Here is a 16,755-nt window from a genome sequence, read left to right as displayed (position 1 = left end):
CCGGCCGGGGCGCGCCGGGGGACAGAGAGAGCGGAACGGGAGCGGGCGATGCGGCAGAACCTGGCACGGCGGGCGGCGCTGGTCGACGCGGCCATCGAGGTGCTGGCCCGGGACGGCGCGCGCGGACTCACCTTCCGCGCGGTCGACATCGAGGCGGGCGTCCCCCAGGGCACCGCGTCCAACTACTTCGGCAACCGCGACGACCTGCTGAACCAGGCCGGTGCCCGGGTCTATGAGCGGCTGCGCCCCGACGAGGCCGCCACCGAGGAGCTGATGCGGGGCCGCGTCAGCCGCGAGCACCTGGCGGAGTTGGTCGGCGAGGCCGTCGAACGGGTCACGGCCTTCCGCACCGGCTATCTCGCCCTGCTGGAGCTGCGGCTTGAGGCCACCCGCCGCCCCGCCCTGCGCGCCCTGCTGACCGAGCAGGTCAGGGACGATCTGCGGCTCAACGTCGACAACCACCTGGCCTCCGGGCTCCCCGGGGACGCCGACGCCGTCCGCATGATCCATACCGCCGCGAGCTGGGTGATGCTGGAACGGCTGACGCTCCCGGACGTCCTCCCGGCGGACGAGGCCGCCGCGCTGCTCACCGCCCTCGTCGAGCGGGTGATCCCGGAGGAAGCCGGGGCCGGGGACGGTGCCGGGGACGGCCGGAGGGGCCCCACCCGCGGCGCCGGGTGAGGGGAAGGCCCGGCGCCGCGGATGGGGGTTTGGAGGGTGGACCTGGGAGGGATCAGAAGGGCGGGTACGGGATCGTGGAGTCCACGCAGGGCGTCTGCGGCGAACGCATCGACTGGGCCACCCCGTTCACGGTGAGGCGCACCAGACCGTCGGCGTACTGGGGCTCGTCCGGGATGCCCGGCCCGAACAGGCACTCCGGGACGGCCCCGGTGAAGCCGAAGCAGCCGCGCCGCTCACCGACCGCCAGCGTGCGGGTGTCGCACTTCGCGTCGGCGCCGAACGCCTCGGTGACCGTGCCGGAGATCGTGACGGGGGACGCGGAGTTGTTGACGACGACCAGGACGACCTGGGCGTCGTGGTTGTCGTTGCGCACCAGGCACGCCTGGAAGCCGACATCGGCCTTGGCCTTGTGCACGACGGTCCGCGCGCAGTTCCACGTCGGGCCGGTGGACACCGACTGCCAGCTCTTCACGACCGGAGCGGCCGGAGCGGCCTGGGCCTGAGCGATCTGGGCCTGGGCGGCCTGGGCCGGTCCAGCGGTCCCCAGCAGGGCGCCCGCCACGGCGGCGACGGTGGCGAGGGACTTGGCGAACGTGCGCACGTACGGAGCTCCTGGCTGAGGGTGCGAGAGGGGCGCGATACCGGGGTGCCGGTCGGCTTGAGCAGGACTCTAAGCAGTGCGGAAGCCGGGCGGAAGGGGTCCGGCCTGGCCGGTTCCGGCCATGGCTGATGGCCCGTCGGACCCGCCCCGAGCAGCGGAAAAGACTGGGTGCACAATGCACCTATGGCGAACACGAACATGCCGAGGACGGCCACGCTCGACGATGCCGCGGAGATCAGCGGCGCCCTGGCGCGCGCCTTCGACGACGACCCGATGATGCGCTGGTTCTTCCCCGAGGACGCCACGCGCGAGGCGTCGCTCGGCACCTACTTCGACACGATCTTCACCCGGCAGTACGCCGTCAACGGGGTGTGCGAGCGCACCGGTTCCGCCGCCGCCTTCTGGGTGCCCGCGGAGGCGGCCGACAAGGCCGTTCCCGACGGGGAGACCATCGCGGAGCTCCAGCGGATTCTGGGCGACCGGGCCGAGGCGTTCCGGGACGCCGTCGGCGCCGCCGCCCAGCACACCCCCCGGGAGCCGCACTGGTATCTGGCGCTGATCGGCGCCGACCCGGCCGTCCAGGGCAAGGGCGAGGGCGGCGCGCTGCTGCGCTCGGGTCTCGCCCGGGCCGACGCGGCGGGGCTGCCGGTCTATCTGGAGTCCTCCAAGAAGGACAATCTCCCTGTCTATGAGCATTTCGGCTTCACTGTGAGCCACGAGGTGCAGCTCCCCGGCGGCGGTCCGGTGCTGTGGGGCATGTGGCGCGAGGCCCGCCGCCCCGCCGCCGCCTGAGCGGCCAGGGGTCCGCTCGCCGTCGATGCCTGACCGGCCCGGGGGCCCGCTCGCCGTTGACGTCTGAGCCGCCAGGCGTCCGCTGCCCCGCCGACACCTGACTGGCCGGGGGGCCGCTCCCCGTCGACGTCTGACCGCCCAGGGGCTCGCTGCCCCGCCGACACCCGAGCGGCCGGGGGCCCGCTCGCCGTCGATGTCTGATCGGCCGGGGGACCCCGTTCCGGCGTCTGACCGGCCGGGGGCCCGCTCGCCGTCGGCGCCTGACCCGCCGGGGCCCTTTCCGCCAGGGACGGCCGGTGCGGCGGCCCGCCCCCACCGGACTGACGGACGCGGCCGACCCGGCCGCGTCCGTCAGTCCGCGCCCAGCACCACCGTTCCCGAGGAACAGAACCAGCCACCCGTCCCGGAGGCCACGGCCAGCCGGGGCAGGGTGCCGTCCGGCCGCAGGTGCTGTCGCTCCCCGGCCTCACCACGGAGCTGGTTAACCGCTTCGACCAGCAGGAACAGCCCCCGCATCCCGGGGTGGCAGGCGGAGAGCCCGCCTCCGTCCGTGTTCACGGGCAGCGCGCCACCGGGCCCGATCCGGCCATTCTCGACAAAGGCCCCGCCCTCGCCCTTGGCGCAGAAGCCCAGATCCTCCAGGGTCACCAGCGTCATATAGGTGAACGCGTCGTACACCTCGGCGATGTCCATCTCGTCCGGGGTGAGCCCCGCCCGCCCGAAGGCGAGCGGGCCCGAGACCGCCGCCGGGGAGACGGTGAAGTCGTCCCACTCCGACATCGTCGTGTGAGAGACATGCTCACCGGTGCCGAGCACCCACACCGGCGGCCTGGCCAGATCGGGCAGATACTCCTCGCCCACGAGCAGCACCGCGCAGCCGCCGTCGCTGCGGATGCAGCAGTGCAGCCGGGTGAACGGGTCCGCGATCACCGGCCCGGACAGCACCTCGTCCACGGTGATCGGAGTCCGGTACATCGCGCGGGGATTTCGGGCGGCGTGCGCCCGGGTCTGGACCGCGACGGCGGCCAACTGCTCCGCCGTGGTGCCGTATTCGTGCATATGGCGGCGGGCGGCCATCGCGTACTTGGCGACGAGCGTATGCCCGTACCCCACCTCGAACTGGAGCGGACCCCGGTTGCCGAAGGACAGGTTCGCGGTGCGCCGGCCCGCCGCGAGGTCGGCGCGGGCGGTGGACCCGTACACCAGGAGAACGGCGTTCGCGTGCCCGGCGGCGATGGCGTCGGCGGCGTGCGCGGCCATGAACTCCCAGGTGGCGCCGCCTACGGAGGTGGAGTCGACCCAGCGCGGCCGGAGCCCGAGATACTCGGCCACCTCGATGGGGGCGAAGGTGCCGAGCCCCGCCGAGCCGAAGCCGTCGACGACCGAGCGGTCCAGGCCGGAGTCGGCGAGCGCCCGCCGGGCCGCCTGGGCGTGCAGGGCGTAGGGAGTGAGCCCGTCGACGCGTCCGCAGTCGGCGAGGGAGACACCGGCGACGGCCACCTTGCGCGCAGAGGCAGACATGATCTGACGGTACATCAGGAAACCGGTCGCGGGGACGGGTGGCGCGGCCCGGCGTGCGCACGGACGCGCGGGCAGGGGCGGGCCGGGTGCGCAATCCCGCGTACGCGCTCGATCGGGGACGGGTGTACCGTCGGCGCACACATCCGGTGGACGATCGGCGTCCGGCCGGAGTGCGGCGGTGTCAGGTGTTCCGGTGACTGGGCATTCCTCTGCGACGGAACTAATATGACGCTCCGTCAGATCTGGAGGAGGGGCCCATGGGCACCACTCGCACCGCCCTCAGCGAAGAGCAGGACGAGATCCGCCGCACCCTGCGTGCCCTGCTGACCGCGCACAGCGGTCCTGACCAGGTCAGACAAGCGGTCCTCAGCCCGGAGGGCCATGACCGGATTCTCTGGCGGCGGCTCTCCGGCGAGCTGGGCCTGCCCGGCCTCGCCGTGCCCGAACTGTTCGGCGGGGTCGGCTGCCGACTCGCCGAGCTCGCCCTGGCCTGCGAGGAGACCGGCCGGGCCCTGCTGCCGTCCCCGCTGCTCCCCACCGCCGGACTCGCCGCCCCGCTGATCGCCGCGCTCGGCACCTCCGTCCAGCGGGACGGGCTGCTGCCCCGGATCGCCACCGGATCGCTGACCTGCGCCCTGGCGGTCCCGGGTGACAGCCTTCCCGCCGCCCTCGGCCTGACCGGCGACAACACCCAGGCGCAGTGGGCGGGCGGCGGCCGTTCCGGCGGCATCCAGGCCCGGCCCGTACGCGGGGGTGACTGGCTGCTGTACGGGGAGGCGGGCCAGGTACTCGGCGGGCACAGCGCCGAACTCCTGCTGGTCGCCGCCCACACCGGCGGCTTCTCCCGCAGCCGGACCCTGCTGTTCCTGGTGCGCGGCGACGCGCCCGGACTCTCCCGCACCCGGCTGACCGCGCTGGACGAGACCCGCGCACAGGCCCGGGTGCAGCTCCGCCACACCGCCGCCGAACTCCTCGGCGACGACGACCGCGCCGATGTGCCGGGGGCGCTGGCCGAAGCCGGTGCCTCCTTCGCCGCGCTGCTCGCCGCCGAAGCGGCGGGCGCGGCGGCCGCCGCCCTGGACCGCACGGTCTCCTATGTCCGTGAACGGGAGCAGTTCGGCCGCCCCATCGGTTCCTTCCAGGCGGTCAGGCACCGGCTCGCCGATCTGTACGTCCAGGTCCAGACGGCCCGCGCGGCGGCGTTCTACGCGGCCCGCGAGACCGGTGGCGCGGGTCTCGCGCTCGCCCAGTGCCTGGAGGCGATACGGGTGGTCACGGCCGAGGCGGTGCAGCTCCACGGCGGCATCGGCATCACCTGGGAGCACGACGCCCATCTGTACTTCAAGCGCGCGGCGGGCGACGAACTCCTCTTCGGGCCGGTCCACCGGCTGCGCGCCCACGCCGCCGAGCGCGCCGGGCTGTTCACGGCGCCGGGCCGCCCCGCACGGGCCGTGAAGGCGGTGGGCTGAGATGGCGACCGTCCGCAGCCCGCTGCCCCTGCGGGTGATCCGCAGGGTGTCCACCACCCGGCCGTTCTTGCTGATCGCGCCCTCGGTCGTCCCGGTCGTGGACCGGCTGGTGCACCGGCTGACCCGGGGGAAGGTGCTGCCCAGCGCCCGGATGCTGCCGAGCGGGGTGCTCACCGTCACCGGCGCGCGGTCCGGGCTGCCGAGGACCCATCCGCTCGCCTGCATGCCGGAGCCGGACGGGAGCTGGATACTCGTCGGGTCCAACTTCGGCCGCCCCGGCCATCCCGCCTGGACCGGCAATCTGCTCGCCCACCCCGAGGCCGCGCTGAACTGGAAGGGCGTGGACATCCCCGTACGGGCCCGGCTGCTGACGGGGGAGGAACGGGAGGAGACCTGGCGCAGGCTGCTGGACTTCTGGCCCCCCTACGCCATCTACCAGGCCCGGATCGACCGCCGGATTCGACTCTTCCGGCTGGTGCGGTCCGCGCCCCGCACCGACTAGCCCGGTCGGCCGCCGCCTGCCCTGCCCTGCCCTTTCCCGGTCCGACCGGCTCGGCTGGCTCCACGGCTCGACCGGACCGATCAGTGCGGCTGCGGGAAGAACTCCGTCCGGGCGGTGTAACGGGCGAACTCCCCGGCCTCCCGCCCCAGTGCCTCCCGGACCCCGTCGCCCGGCTCGGCGCTGCCGTCGCGGCCGATGTGCAGATAGAGCGGGACGAGCATCTCGGTCAGCTCCGCCGGGAAGCCGCGCTCCGCCATCTCCGCGCGGAACTCGTCCTCCGTGACGGGCCGGTAGGTCAGCGTCCGGCCCGAGGCCCGGGAGATCTCGGCCACCGCATCGGCGAAGCCGATGGCCCGGGGCCCGGAGAGGGAGTACGTCCGTCCCGCGTGCCCCGGCTCCGTCAGCGCGGCGACCGCGACATCCGCCAGATCCTCCAGGTCGAGGAAGGGCTCCCGGCCCGCACCGGCGGGCAGCCGCAGCTCGCCCCCGGCGAGCAGCGGGGCGAGCCACGGTGCCTCGGTGAAGTTCTGCGCGAACCACGCGGGCCGCAGGACGGTCCACTCCGGGCCCGCCTCCTGGACGGCCCGCTCGGTGGCCAGCAGGGTTCCGTCCGGGTCCGGCAGCTCGTCCCAGACCCGGGCGGAGAGCAGCACCAGCCGCTCCACGCCCCGCCCGGCGGCGAGCGCGGCGAAGTCCCGTACCTCCTCGGCGGCGGTCGGGCCCTCGGAGTCCACGACGTAGACCGCGCGGGCGCCCGTCACGGCGGGGTCCCAGGAGGAGCGGTCCGACCAGTCGAAACGGACCCGGTCCCGGCCGGGCGCGCGGGAGGCGATCCGGGTGCCGACGCCGCGTGCGGACAGCTTCGCGGCGATTCTGCGGCCGGTCTTGCCGGTCCCGCCGAGCACCAGCACCGGCCCGACGGAGGAAGAGCGGGAAGAAGAGGAAGAGGGGGTGTTCGTCGTCATGACGATCAGTGAACCCCGCTCCGTGCGGTACGGGCGATGGCTGTCACTCTCGGATCGATGTCCGATCGTCTCGACCGGCGGTCGCTCCGGGCCGGAGCCTCCCTAGACTTCCGGTATGGATGACGCGCTGTCGAGCCTGCTGCACGGGGTCCGCCCACAGGGTGCCCTCTTCGACCAGTCGGCCTTCGTCCCCCCGTGGTCGCTGCGGTTCGAGGAACGCACCCCGCTCGCGCTGCTCACCATGTTCACCGGCACGGCCTGGGTGATCCCCGACGGTGCGGAACCGGTCCGGCTCAGCCCCTGCGACGTCGCGATCGTCACCGGCCCTGAGCCGTACACGGTCGCCGACTCCCCGGGCACCGCGCCGCTCGCCGTCATCGACGGGGACGAGTGCCGGGGGCCGGACGGACGGCCCTATACCGACACCACCGGCATGTGCGGTCCGGCACTCGGGAACGGAATCCCGAGCGGCATCGCGGACGGAACGGGAAACGGCATCGCGGACGGAACGGGAAACGGCATCGCGAGCGGGGCAGGGGTCGCGAACGGGACGGGGAACGGGGCAGGGGTCGCGAACGGTAACGGGGACGGGTACGGCGGTGGCGCCTGCGCGTTCCCCGAGGGCCCCTTCGGCCCCGGCCCCGCCGACACCGCCGGTACCACCGTGCTGCTCAAGGGCGTCTACCAGGTCGAGGGCAGCGTCTCGGACCGGGTCCTGACCGCGCTGCCGAGGGTCGCCCTCGTCCCCTCCGTCCCCGAGGGCTGCCCGCCGCTGGCGATGATCGCCCAGGAGCTGGCCCGGGACATCCCCGGCCGGCAGGTGATCCTCGACCGGCTGCTCGACCTCCTCCTGGTGACCAGCCTGCGCGAGTGGTTCGCGCTGCCCGGCTCCGACGCGCCCGCCTGGTACCGCGCCCATGGCGATCCGCAGGTCGGCCGGGCCCTCAAACTGATGCACGGCGACCCCGCCCGCCCCTGGACGGTGGCCTCGCTCGCCGCCGCCGTCGGCGCCTCCCGTGCCCGTTTCGCCCACCGCTTCACCGAGCTGGTCGGCCAGTCGCCCATGGCGTATCTGACCGAGTGGCGTATCTGCCGGGCCGCCGATTTGCTCGCGCGGACCGATGCCACCGTCGACGCCGTCTCCCGTCAGGTGGGCTACTCCAACGCGTACGCGCTCAGCGTCGCATTCAAACGGACCCGAGGCGTCCGTCCGAGTGAACACCGGGCCCTGGCGCGCGCCGGACGGTAGCCGACGGGTACCCCTCCGATACGGACGCCTCTCCGCCGCCGCGCCCCGCCGGGCCCCGGACCGATGCGGAACACCCCTGGGAGGGCGGCGGAATCGGCCGGGCCGGTGATTGTCCGCCCGCCATTCGATATGTACGGGAGTGTCGGCTACGCCCTATACCTCCTGCTGGCCAGCCTGTCAAAGAATTGCCGGACTGACCTCACAGGAGAAGTCGACGCATGAGATCACTCGTCGCGCGGTTGCGACAACGGTCCTGGACGGCACGTGTCGTCCTGGCCGCGACCGCGCCCGCGCTCGCCCTGGGGGCGGCCCTGCCATCGGCGGGTGCCGCACCGGGCGGGGAGAAAGCCACCACGGCGAAGGTACGGGCCGCCGCCCCGCTGCCCGGCGGCCTCGGGCCCTGTATCCCGGGTGACTGCCCGAACCCGTACCCCGGGGTCAGCAACGGGCCCATCCAGGGCCGGGACGCCAACATCAATATCTTCGCGGGTGGCGACTTCCTCGTCCGCGAGCGGGCCGCCGAGGCAGAGGGCAAGGTCGTCGTCCTCGGCAGCTACGACCAGAACAAACTCGCCGGAGTCAGCACCGTCTACAACCTCGGCGAGGTGGGTGCCGGTTCGCGGGTGCCGCCGCCGCTCGGCACGGACTGGCTCGTCACGGGCGGGAACGTCACTGTCGCGGAGGGCGAGTCCCTGCTGGCCGAGGGCGGTGTGGTCCGCCACGCCGGCACCCTGACCGGCAATGTCGAGGCCACCACGGTCCAGGACCCGAACGCCGCCGCCCCCTACGCGGCGCTGCGCGGGGAGCTGACCGACGCCAGCCAGTGCTATGCCCGGAACGCGGAGGGCACCCGGCCCGCCACCGGCACCGCCGTCAACCAGAACTTCCAGACGCTCTTCACCGGTGACGGCACCTCGGCGCTCCAGGTCTTCAACGTCGACTTCAACCTGGCCAACCCCAACACCGGTGGCCAGCAGGACATCGTCTTCAACGGCATTCCCGCGGGCGCCACGGTGCTCGTCAACATGCTCGGCGCCAACCCGGAGATCAACACCTTCAGCGGCAGCCTCGACGAGAGCAACCCGCTGAACCAGCTCCGGCCCCGGCTGCTGTGGAACTTCCCCGACGCGAGCACCATCCGGCTGGTCGGCACCGGCCAGTTCCAGGGCAGCGTCCTCGCCGGCAACCCGGCGTCGATGACCACGGTCACCCTCCCCGGGGTGAACGGCCGGGTGTACTCCAGCGGCTCCATCACCCACACCAGCCTCGCGGGCGGTGGCGGCGGCCAGGAGTTCCACGCCTACCCCTTCGACGGTGACCTGCCCGACTGCGGCGCGGTCGTGCCGACCGCCCCCGTCCGGGTCCTCAAGCGGGACGCGGAGACGCAGGCGCCGCTCGCGGGCGCGGTGTTCGAGTTCTGGGAGGAGACCAACGGCGTTCCCGGTCTCCAGACCACGACGACCGCCGAGGCGCCCGCCGACACCCTGGAGCCCGGCACCTGCACCACCGGCGTGGACGGGATCTGCTCCCGCACGGTCGAGCTGGGCACGTACTACTGGCGGGAGATCACTCCACCGCCCGGGTACCAGTTGCCGGTCAATCCGGTCTTCGGACCGATCGTCCTCGGACCCGGTGACGTCCCCGCGGGGATCACCGTCACCGCCGACAACGCCCCGACGCCGGTCACCGGCGAGGTCTCCGTCGAGAAGGTCGACGCGACCACGGGCGCCGCGCTCGCGGGCGCCGTCTTCGAGCTGTGGGAGGAGACCAACGACGTTCCCGGTCTCCAGACCACCGGAGCCACCCCCGACACCCAGGTGAACGGCCCCTGTACGACCGACTCCGCCGGTGAGTGCGCGCGGATCGTCGAGGTGGGCACGTACTACTGGCGGGAGATCACGGCGCCGCCCGGGTACGACCTCCCGGCGGACCCGGTCTTCGGGCCGCTGGTCCTGACACCCGCGAACGCCCCCCTCGGGGTCACGGTCACCGCGCAGAACGCGCCGACCGCCCCGGTCACCGGGGACGTGACCGTGGTCAAGACGGACGCGACGACGGACGCCCCGCTGGCCGGGGCCACCTTCCAGCTGTGGGAGGAGACCAACGGGATTCCCGGTCTCCAGAGCAGCGGAGCCGACCCCGACACCCAGATCGGCGGCGCCTGCACGACCGGTGCCGACGGCATCTGCACCCGGACCGTCGCGGTCGGTACGTACTACTGGCAGGAGACGGCGGCGCCGCCCGGGTACGACCTCCCGGCGAACCCGGTCTTCGGACCGCTGGTCCTGACCGCGGAGAACGCCTCCCAGGGCGTCACCGTCACCGCGCCGAACATCCAGACCGCCCCGGTCACCGGCAAGGTGACGGTGGTCAAGACGGACGCGGAGACGGGCGCGCTGCTCGCGGGTGCCACGTTTGAACTCTGGGAGGAGACCAACGGGATTCCCGGTCTCCAGACCACCGGCACGGACCCCGACACCCTGATCAACGGCCCCTGTGTCACCGGGGTCAACGGCGAGTGCTCGCAGACGGTCGCGGTGGGCACGTACTACTGGCGCGAAACGGCCGCCCCGGCGGGCTACGACCTCCCGGCGAACCCGGTCTTCGGACCGCTGGAGCTGACCGCGGAGAACGCCGCCACGGGTGTGACGGTCACCGCGCGGAACACCGAGACCGCCCCGGTCACCGGCAATGTGACGGTCGTGAAGCAGGACGCGGACACGGGTGACCCGCTCGCGGGCGCCATGTTCGAGCTGTGGGAGGAGACCAACGGCATCGCCGGTCTCCAGACCACCGGGGCCACCCCCGACACGCTGCTCAACGGCCCCTGCACCACCAGCGTCAACGGCGAGTGCACCCGTACCGTGCCGATCGGCACGTACTACTGGCGCGAGACCGCGGCGCCCAACGGGTACGACCTGCCGGGGAACCCGGTCTTCGGTCCGCTGGTGCTGACGGCGGAGAACGCGGCCGAGGGTGTCTCGGTGACGGCGGCGAACACGCCGACCGCCCCGGTCACCGGCGATGTGACGGTGGTCAAGACGGACGCCGGGACGGGTGACCCGCTCGCGGGCGCCACGTTCGAACTGTGGGAGGAGACCAACGGGCTGCCCGGTCTCCAGACCACGGGCCTCAACCCCGACACCCAGCTGAACGGTCCCTGCACCACCGGTGCCGACGGCCGCTGCACGCGGACGGTGCCGGAGGGCACGTACTACTGGCGGGAGACCGCCGCGCCACCCGGCTACGAGCTGCCGATCGACCCGGTCTTCGGGCCGCTCGTCCTCACCGCCGAGAACGCGTCCGAAGGTGTCACGATCACCGCGGTGAACACCCCCACCGTCCCGGTGACGGGCGAGGTGACGGTGGTCAAGACGGACGCCGGGACGGGTGACCCGCTCGCGGGCGCCACGTTCGAGCTGTGGGAGGAGACCAACGGGATCGCCGGTCTCCAGACCGGCGGCGTGAACCCGGACACGATGCTCAGCGGAACGTGCACCACCGGTGCCGACGGCCGCTGCACGCGGACGGTCCCGGTCGGCACGTACTACTGGTTCGAGGAGACCGCGCCCCCCGGGTACGACCTCCCGGCCGACCCGGTCTTCGGACCGCTCGTCCTCACCAACGAGAACGCCTCGCAGGGCGTGACCGTGACGGCGGCGGACACGCCGACCGCCCCGGAGACCGGCGATGTCACGGTCATCAAGACCGACGCGACCACCGGTGACCCGCTCGCGGGCGCGGTGTTCGAGTTCTGGGAGGAGACCAACGGCGTCCCCGGTCTCCAGACCGACGGTGCCAACCCCGACACCCAGCTGAACGGGGACTGCACCACGGGCGGCAACGGCCAGTGCACCCGTACCGTGCCGATCGGCACGTACTACTGGCGCGAGGTCGAGTCCCCCAGCGGCTACGACCTGCCCGACAACCCGGTCTTCGGACCGCTCGTCCTCACCGTCGAGAACGTCTCGCAGGGTGTCTCGGTGACGGCGGCGAACACGCCGACCGCCCCGGTCACCGGCAATGTGACGGTGGTCAAGACGGACGCGGAGACGGGTGACCCGCTCGCGGGCGCCATGTTTGAACTCTGGGAGGAGACCAACGGTGTTCCCGGTCTCCAGACCGGTGGCGCGAATCCGGACACCCTGCTGAGCGGCACGTGCACCACCGGCGTCAACGGCCAGTGCACGCGGACGGTCCCCGCCGGTACGTACTACTGGCGCGAGACCGCGGCACCCAACGGCTACGACCTCCCGGCCGACCCGGTCTTCGGCCCGCTGCGGCTGACGGCGGAGAACGCGGCCGAGGGGGTGACGGTGACGGCGGAGAACACCCCGACCGCCCCCGTCACGGGTGAGGTGACCGTCGTGAAGACGGACGCCACCACCGGTGACCCGCTGTCGGGCGCCACGTTCGAGCTGTGGGAGGAGACCAACGGCATCGCCGGTCTCCAGACCACCGGAGCCACCCCCGACACCCAGCTGAACGGCCCCTGCACCACCAACGGGAACGGCCGCTGCACGCGGACGGTCCCGGAGGGCTCGTACTACTGGCGTGAAACGGCCGCCCCGCCCGGGTACGACCTCCCAGCCGACCCGGTCTTCGGACCGCTGGTGCTGACCGCGGGGAACGCCTCCGAGGGCGTCACCGTGACGGCGCAGAACGCCCCCACCGCCCCGATGACGGGCAGCGTGACCGTCGTGAAGGTCGACTCCGAGTCGGGTGGCCCGCTCGCGGGCGCGGTGTTCGAGCTGTGGGAGGAGACCAACGGTGTTCCCGGTCTCCAGACCGGTGGCGCGAACCCGGACACCCTGCTGAACGGCCCGTGCACCACGGGTGTCGACGGCCGGTGCTCCCGCACGGTGACCGTGGGGACGTACTACTGGCGCGAGACCGCCGCTCCGGCAGGCCACGACCTCCCGGCGAACCCCGTCTTCGGCCCGCTGCGGCTGACGGCGGACAACGCCGCGCAGGGTGTCTCGGTGACGGCGGCGAACACGCCGACCGCCCCCGTGACCGGTGAGGTGACCGTCGTGAAGACGGACGCCACCACCGGTGACCCGCTGTCGGGCGCGGTGTTCCAGCTGTGGGAGGAGACCAACGGCGTTCCCGGTCTCCAGACCACCGGCACGGACCCCGACACCCAGGTGAACGGCCCGTGCACCACCAACGGGAACGGCCGCTGCACGCGGACCGTCCCGACCGGTGCCTACTACTGGCGCGAGATCACGGCGCCGAACGGGTACGACCTCCCGGCCGACCCGGTCTTCGGACCGCTGGAGCTGACGGCGGAGAACGCGTCCGAAGGGGTGACGGTGACGGCGGAGAACGCCCCCACCGCTCCGGTGACGGGCAGCGTGACGGTCGTCAAGGAGGACGCCACCACCGGTGACCCGCTGTCGGGTGCCGAGTTCGAGCTGTGGGAGGAGACCAACGGCGTTCCCGGTCTCCAGACCGGTGGCGCGAACCCGGACACCCTGCTGAACGGCCCGTGCACCACGGGTGCCAACGGCCGGTGCTCGCGGACCGTTCCGCTCGGTACGTACTACTGGCGCGAGACCGCGGCGCCGAACGGGTACGACCTGCCGGCGAACCCGGTCTTCGGCCCGCTGCGGCTGACGGCGCAGAACGCGTCCGAGGGGGTGACGGTGACGGCGGAGAACACGCCGACCGCCCCCGTCACCGGCAGCGTGACGGTCGTCAAGGAGGACGCCGGGACCGGTGACCCGCTGTCGGGCGCGGTGTTCGAGCTGTGGGAGGAGACCAATGGTGTTCCCGGTCTCCAGACCTCCGGCACGGACCCCGACACCCAGCTCAACGGTCCGTGCACGACGGGTGCCGACGGCCGGTGCTCGCGGACCGTTCCGGTGGGCACGTACTACTGGCGGGAGACCGCCGCGCCCAACGGATACGACCTCCCCGCGAACACGGTCTTCGGACCACTGGTCCTGACGGCGCAGAACGCGTCCGAGGGTGTGACGGTGACAGCGGAGAACACGCCGACCGCCCCCGTCACCGGCGAGGTGACCGTCGTCAAGGAGGACGCCGGGACCGGTGACCCGCTCGCGGGCGCGGTGTTCCAGCTGTGGGAGGAGACCAACGGTGTTCCCGGTCTCCAGACCGGCGGTCCGAACCCGGACACCCAGCTCAACGGCCCGTGCACCACGGGTGCCGACGGCCGGTGCTCCCGCACGGTGGCCGTGGGGACGTACTACTGGCGCGAGACCGCGGCGCCGAACGGGTACGACCTCCCGGCCGACCCGGTCTTCGGACCGCTGGTGCTGACCGACGAGAACGCCTCCGAGGGTGTGACGGTGACGGCGGAGAACACGCCGACCGCCCCCGTCACCGGCGAGGTGACCGTCGTCAAGGAGGACGCCGAGACGGGCGCGACCCTCGCGGGCGCGGTGTTCCAGCTCTGGGCGGAGACCAACGGCATCCCCGGTCTCCAGACCATCGGCATCAACCCGGACACCACCGTGGGCACCCCGTGCACGACCGGTTCCGACGGCCGCTGCTCCCGCACGGTCGAGGTCGGCACGTACTACTGGCTGGAGACCCAGGCGCCGCCCGGGTACGACCTGCCCGCCGACCCGGTCTTCGGACCGCTGGTGCTGACCGACGAGAACGCCGCCGAGGGCGTCTCCGTGACGGCGGAGAACAACCCCACCCCCGTCATCAAGGGGAAGATCACTCTCCACAAGACCGACGCCAAGAACGACCGTCCGCTGGCGGGCGCGGTGTTCGAGCTGTGGCGGGAGACCAACGGGGTTCCCGGCCTCCAGACCTCGGGCTCGGGCGGCACCCCGTCCGACACCCCCGTGGGCAACGGCTGCTCGACCGACGCCCAGGGCGTCTGCGCGTTCGACGAGCTGGAGACCGGCGAGTACTACCTGCTGGAGACCGCCGTCCCCGAGGGCTTCGTGCTCCCGGAGAACCCGGTCACCGGCCCGATCGCGATCACCGAGGAGAACGCCTCCGAGGGCGTGACCGTCGACATCGCGAACAAGCGCGGCGAGCCGGGCAAGCCCAAGCCGGGCAAGCCCGCGAAGGGAGGCCAGGCACGGGCGGCCTGAGCGGCTGACCGCTGACCCTTCCTGAAACGCGCTGAGGACGCGGGTGGCCCGACCGGCCCCCGCGTCCTCACCGGTTCGGCCCAATGTCCGGGGCGGGCACCCGGGTCCGCTGGTACCTCTGGGGGAGGGGGACCGGAGCCGTACGGGGGACATCGGCGCCGAACGGATGAACGGAGTGCCCGATGAACGCACGACGCAGCCGGACCGGCGGACCCGCCCGCCGCGGCCGGGCCGGCTCCCGCCCCGGGGGCATACGCACGGGCCGCGCCCCGAGCGGCAGGCGCCGGGGCGCCGCCGCCGCGTGGGGCCTGGCCCTCGCCCTCACCGCCCTGGCACCGGTGGCACCCGCCGCCGCCGCTCCCGCGGAGCCCTGCACCGCCAGGACGGGCCCCTACCAGCGGCCCCTGGAGGAGTACCTCGGCCGCCCCGTGGACGGCGTCCAGTCCACGGCCGACTGCGAGGCCATCCGGGCCTTCCAGATCTCCCAGGACCTCACCCCCGCCGACGGCTACGCCCGGCTCGCCACCTACCGCTGGATGATCGCGGCCCAGGCGCGCGCCAACCCCAACGCGGAGGGGAAGTGCCCCGTCCGCGGCTACCGGGTCACCTGTCTGGACCTGGACCGGCAGCTCCTGTGGGTGCAGCGGAGCAGCGGGGTGGTCTTCGACCCCGTACCGATCCGCAGCGGCCGGGACACCCAGGAGACCCGGCTCGGCTGGCACTCCATCTACTGGCGCAGCCGGGACCACGTCTCCACGATCTACGACAACGCGCCCATGCCGTTCGCCCAGTTCTTCGACGGGGGGCAGGCGCTGCACGGCCGCTACGACGACCTCTACGACGGCGGAGGCTCGGCCGGCTGTGTGAATCTGCGTCTGTCGGACGCGAGTGAGCTGTGGGATCTGCTGGACATCGACGACCAGCTCTTCATCTGGGGCACCAAGCCGGGCACGGACGGCTGAGCGAAGGCCCCGGGCACGGACGGCCGGGTGAGGGCCCCGGGCACGGACGGCCGAGCGAAGGCTGCGCCCTCCCGGCCTCCCGGGCCGTGGCTCCCGGGCAGTGGGGCGGCCTGCCGGGCGGCGCGGGCCGGGCTCCGGCGGGCTCCGGCGTGGGGGCCCGCGGCGGGCGCGGCGGCGGGCCCCTACTTGGTGGGCTTGCGGCCCGTGATGCCGAGGTGGACCAGGAGGGCGAGGTTCGGCCGCAGCTCGGCCTGCTTCACACCCCAGGTGGTGAAGCCCTTCTGATGGGAGGCCACGGCCGCCAGCATGGCGACGAGCGACCCGGCCATCGCGGCGGGGCTGACGTCCTTGTCGACCCGGCCCTTGGCCTGGAGCTCCTTCACCGCGTCCGTGAGCGAGTTGGTGACGGAGTTGAGGATCTTCATGCGGATCTTGTAAAAGCGCTTGTCGCCTTCGGCGGCCCCGAGGTCCACGACACGCAGAATCGCGTCATGGCGGCGCCAGAAGTCGAGGAAGCCCTCCACCAGCTCCTCCGAGCTGGCCCAGGCTGCCTTGCCCACCCAGCTGCGTCCGGAGACCAGCCCGGTGAGGGAGGCACCCTCTTTGGCCATTTCCTCGGCGATTTCCAGGACTGCGCCCTCGACATCCGGGAAATACTGATAGAACGTCGCCGGGGACGTGCCCGCCTTCCGCGCCACGTCGATGACTTTGACGTCCCGGTACGGCGACGAGCTGAGCATCTCGCTGAGGCAGTCGAGCAGCTTCTGCCGCGTCGCCTGGCCGCGTCGACCAGCCACCCGGCCGTCGACAGTACGTACTTGTCCGGTCATGCCGTCAGCTTACCGAGGGGTGATCGGCGCGCGATTCGGCCGACTGCAAATGGGGTGCGCCCCTGTGCGCGCCCCGGCGCGCGCCTTCCGGCTCACCGGCGGCGCGG

General features: G+C 72.9%; 11 protein-coding genes. 7 read left to right on the top strand and 4 right to left on the bottom strand.

Annotated elements, in window-relative coordinates; genetic code table 11:
* Positions 1-48 precede the first annotated feature (48 nt).
* Positions 49-681 carry a TetR/AcrR family transcriptional regulator gene (locus CRV15_RS11230; protein WP_003953324.1) on the top strand — a complete coding sequence of 211 codons (633 nt, stop codon included), beginning with the start codon at positions 49-51 and terminating at the stop codon, positions 679-681.
* A 52-nt stretch (positions 682-733) separates the two neighbouring features.
* Here CRV15_RS11230 and CRV15_RS11225 read toward each other — a convergent pair whose 3' ends face one another.
* On the bottom strand, positions 734-1,282 hold the full coding sequence (locus CRV15_RS11225) for a hypothetical protein (RefSeq protein ID WP_003953323.1): 549 nt from the start codon (positions 1,280-1,282) through the stop codon (positions 734-736).
* A gap of 183 nt (positions 1,283-1,465) precedes the next feature.
* Between CRV15_RS11225 and CRV15_RS11220 the strand changes: the two genes are divergently transcribed.
* Positions 1,466-2,074: a GNAT family N-acetyltransferase gene (locus CRV15_RS11220; RefSeq protein ID WP_003961414.1), complete on the top strand. Its 609-nt coding sequence runs from the start codon at positions 1,466-1,468 to the stop codon at positions 2,072-2,074.
* Between the two features lie 351 nt (positions 2,075-2,425).
* On the opposite strand, the gene CRV15_RS11215 is transcribed toward CRV15_RS11220, so the two are convergent.
* Positions 2,426-3,595 (bottom strand): thiolase C-terminal domain-containing protein, encoded by a 1,170-nt coding sequence (locus CRV15_RS11215; RefSeq protein ID WP_003953321.1) that lies wholly within the window; start codon positions 3,593-3,595, stop codon positions 2,426-2,428.
* A 257-nt stretch (positions 3,596-3,852) separates the two neighbouring features.
* Between CRV15_RS11215 and CRV15_RS11210 the strand changes: the two genes are divergently transcribed.
* Positions 3,853-5,064, top strand: a complete 1,212-nt coding sequence (locus tag CRV15_RS11210) for an acyl-CoA dehydrogenase family protein (RefSeq protein ID WP_003953320.1) — start codon at positions 3,853-3,855, stop codon at positions 5,062-5,064.
* Between the two features lies 1 nt (position 5,065).
* Positions 5,066-5,566, top strand: a complete 501-nt coding sequence (locus CRV15_RS11205) for a nitroreductase family deazaflavin-dependent oxidoreductase (RefSeq protein ID WP_003961416.1) — start codon at positions 5,066-5,068, stop codon at positions 5,564-5,566.
* A gap of 80 nt (positions 5,567-5,646) precedes the next feature.
* On the opposite strand, the gene CRV15_RS11200 is transcribed toward CRV15_RS11205, so the two are convergent.
* Positions 5,647-6,531 (bottom strand): NAD(P)H-binding protein, encoded by an 885-nt coding sequence (locus tag CRV15_RS11200; RefSeq protein WP_003961417.1) that lies wholly within the window; start codon positions 6,529-6,531, stop codon positions 5,647-5,649.
* A 115-nt stretch (positions 6,532-6,646) separates the two neighbouring features.
* Here CRV15_RS11200 and CRV15_RS11195 point away from each other — a divergent pair, with 115 nt between their 5' ends.
* The 3 genes from CRV15_RS11195 (at position 6,647) to CRV15_RS11185 (ending at position 15,818) form a co-directional block, all read left to right on the top strand.
* Positions 6,647-7,780 carry an AraC family transcriptional regulator gene (locus CRV15_RS11195; RefSeq protein WP_003953317.1) on the top strand — a complete coding sequence of 378 codons (1,134 nt, stop codon included), beginning with the start codon at positions 6,647-6,649 and terminating at the stop codon, positions 7,778-7,780.
* 218 nt (positions 7,781-7,998) lie between these two features.
* Positions 7,999-14,856: a SpaA isopeptide-forming pilin-related protein gene (locus tag CRV15_RS11190; protein ID WP_003953316.1), complete on the top strand. Its 6,858-nt coding sequence runs from the start codon at positions 7,999-8,001 to the stop codon at positions 14,854-14,856.
* A 182-nt stretch (positions 14,857-15,038) separates the two neighbouring features.
* Positions 15,039-15,818, top strand: coding sequence for a L,D-transpeptidase (locus CRV15_RS11185; protein WP_003961418.1), 780 nt, complete (start codon positions 15,039-15,041; stop codon positions 15,816-15,818).
* 182 nt (positions 15,819-16,000) lie between these two features.
* Here the strand turns inward: CRV15_RS11185 and CRV15_RS11180 are convergent, their stop codons facing one another.
* Positions 16,001-16,648 (bottom strand): TetR family transcriptional regulator, encoded by a 648-nt coding sequence (locus CRV15_RS11180; protein ID WP_003961419.1) that lies wholly within the window; start codon positions 16,646-16,648, stop codon positions 16,001-16,003.
* Positions 16,649-16,755 lie beyond the last annotated feature (107 nt).

Origin of the sequence: Streptomyces clavuligerus, from assembly GCF_005519465.1 — a bacterium.
GTDB classification, from domain to species: Bacteria; Actinomycetota; Actinomycetes; order Streptomycetales; family Streptomycetaceae; genus Streptomyces; species Streptomyces clavuligerus.
This window is presented reverse-complemented; position numbering and strand designations above follow the sequence as displayed.

Bases quoted from the DNA above. Each gene is read 5' to 3' on its own strand.
- CRV15_RS11215 (WP_003953321.1), bottom strand. From the start codon at position 3,595: ATGTCTGCCTCTGCGCGCAAGGTGGCCGTCGCCGGTGTCTCCCTCGCC.
- CRV15_RS11200 (WP_003961417.1), bottom strand. From the start codon at position 6,531: ATGACGACGAACACCCCCTCTTCCTCTTCTTCCCGCTCTTCCTCCGTC.
- CRV15_RS11190 (WP_003953316.1), top strand. From the start codon at position 7,999: ATGAGATCACTCGTCGCGCGGTTGCGACAACGGTCCTGGACGGCACGT.
- CRV15_RS11205 (WP_003961416.1), top strand. From the start codon at position 5,066: ATGGCGACCGTCCGCAGCCCGCTGCCCCTGCGGGTGATCCGCAGGGTG.
- CRV15_RS11210 (WP_003953320.1), top strand. From the start codon at position 3,853: ATGGGCACCACTCGCACCGCCCTCAGCGAAGAGCAGGACGAGATCCGC.
- CRV15_RS11230 (WP_003953324.1), top strand. From the start codon at position 49: ATGCGGCAGAACCTGGCACGGCGGGCGGCGCTGGTCGACGCGGCCATC.
- CRV15_RS11195 (WP_003953317.1), top strand. From the start codon at position 6,647: ATGGATGACGCGCTGTCGAGCCTGCTGCACGGGGTCCGCCCACAGGGT.
- CRV15_RS11185 (WP_003961418.1), top strand. From the start codon at position 15,039: ATGAACGCACGACGCAGCCGGACCGGCGGACCCGCCCGCCGCGGCCGG.
- CRV15_RS11220 (WP_003961414.1), top strand. From the start codon at position 1,466: ATGGCGAACACGAACATGCCGAGGACGGCCACGCTCGACGATGCCGCG.
- CRV15_RS11180 (WP_003961419.1), bottom strand. From the start codon at position 16,648: ATGACCGGACAAGTACGTACTGTCGACGGCCGGGTGGCTGGTCGACGC.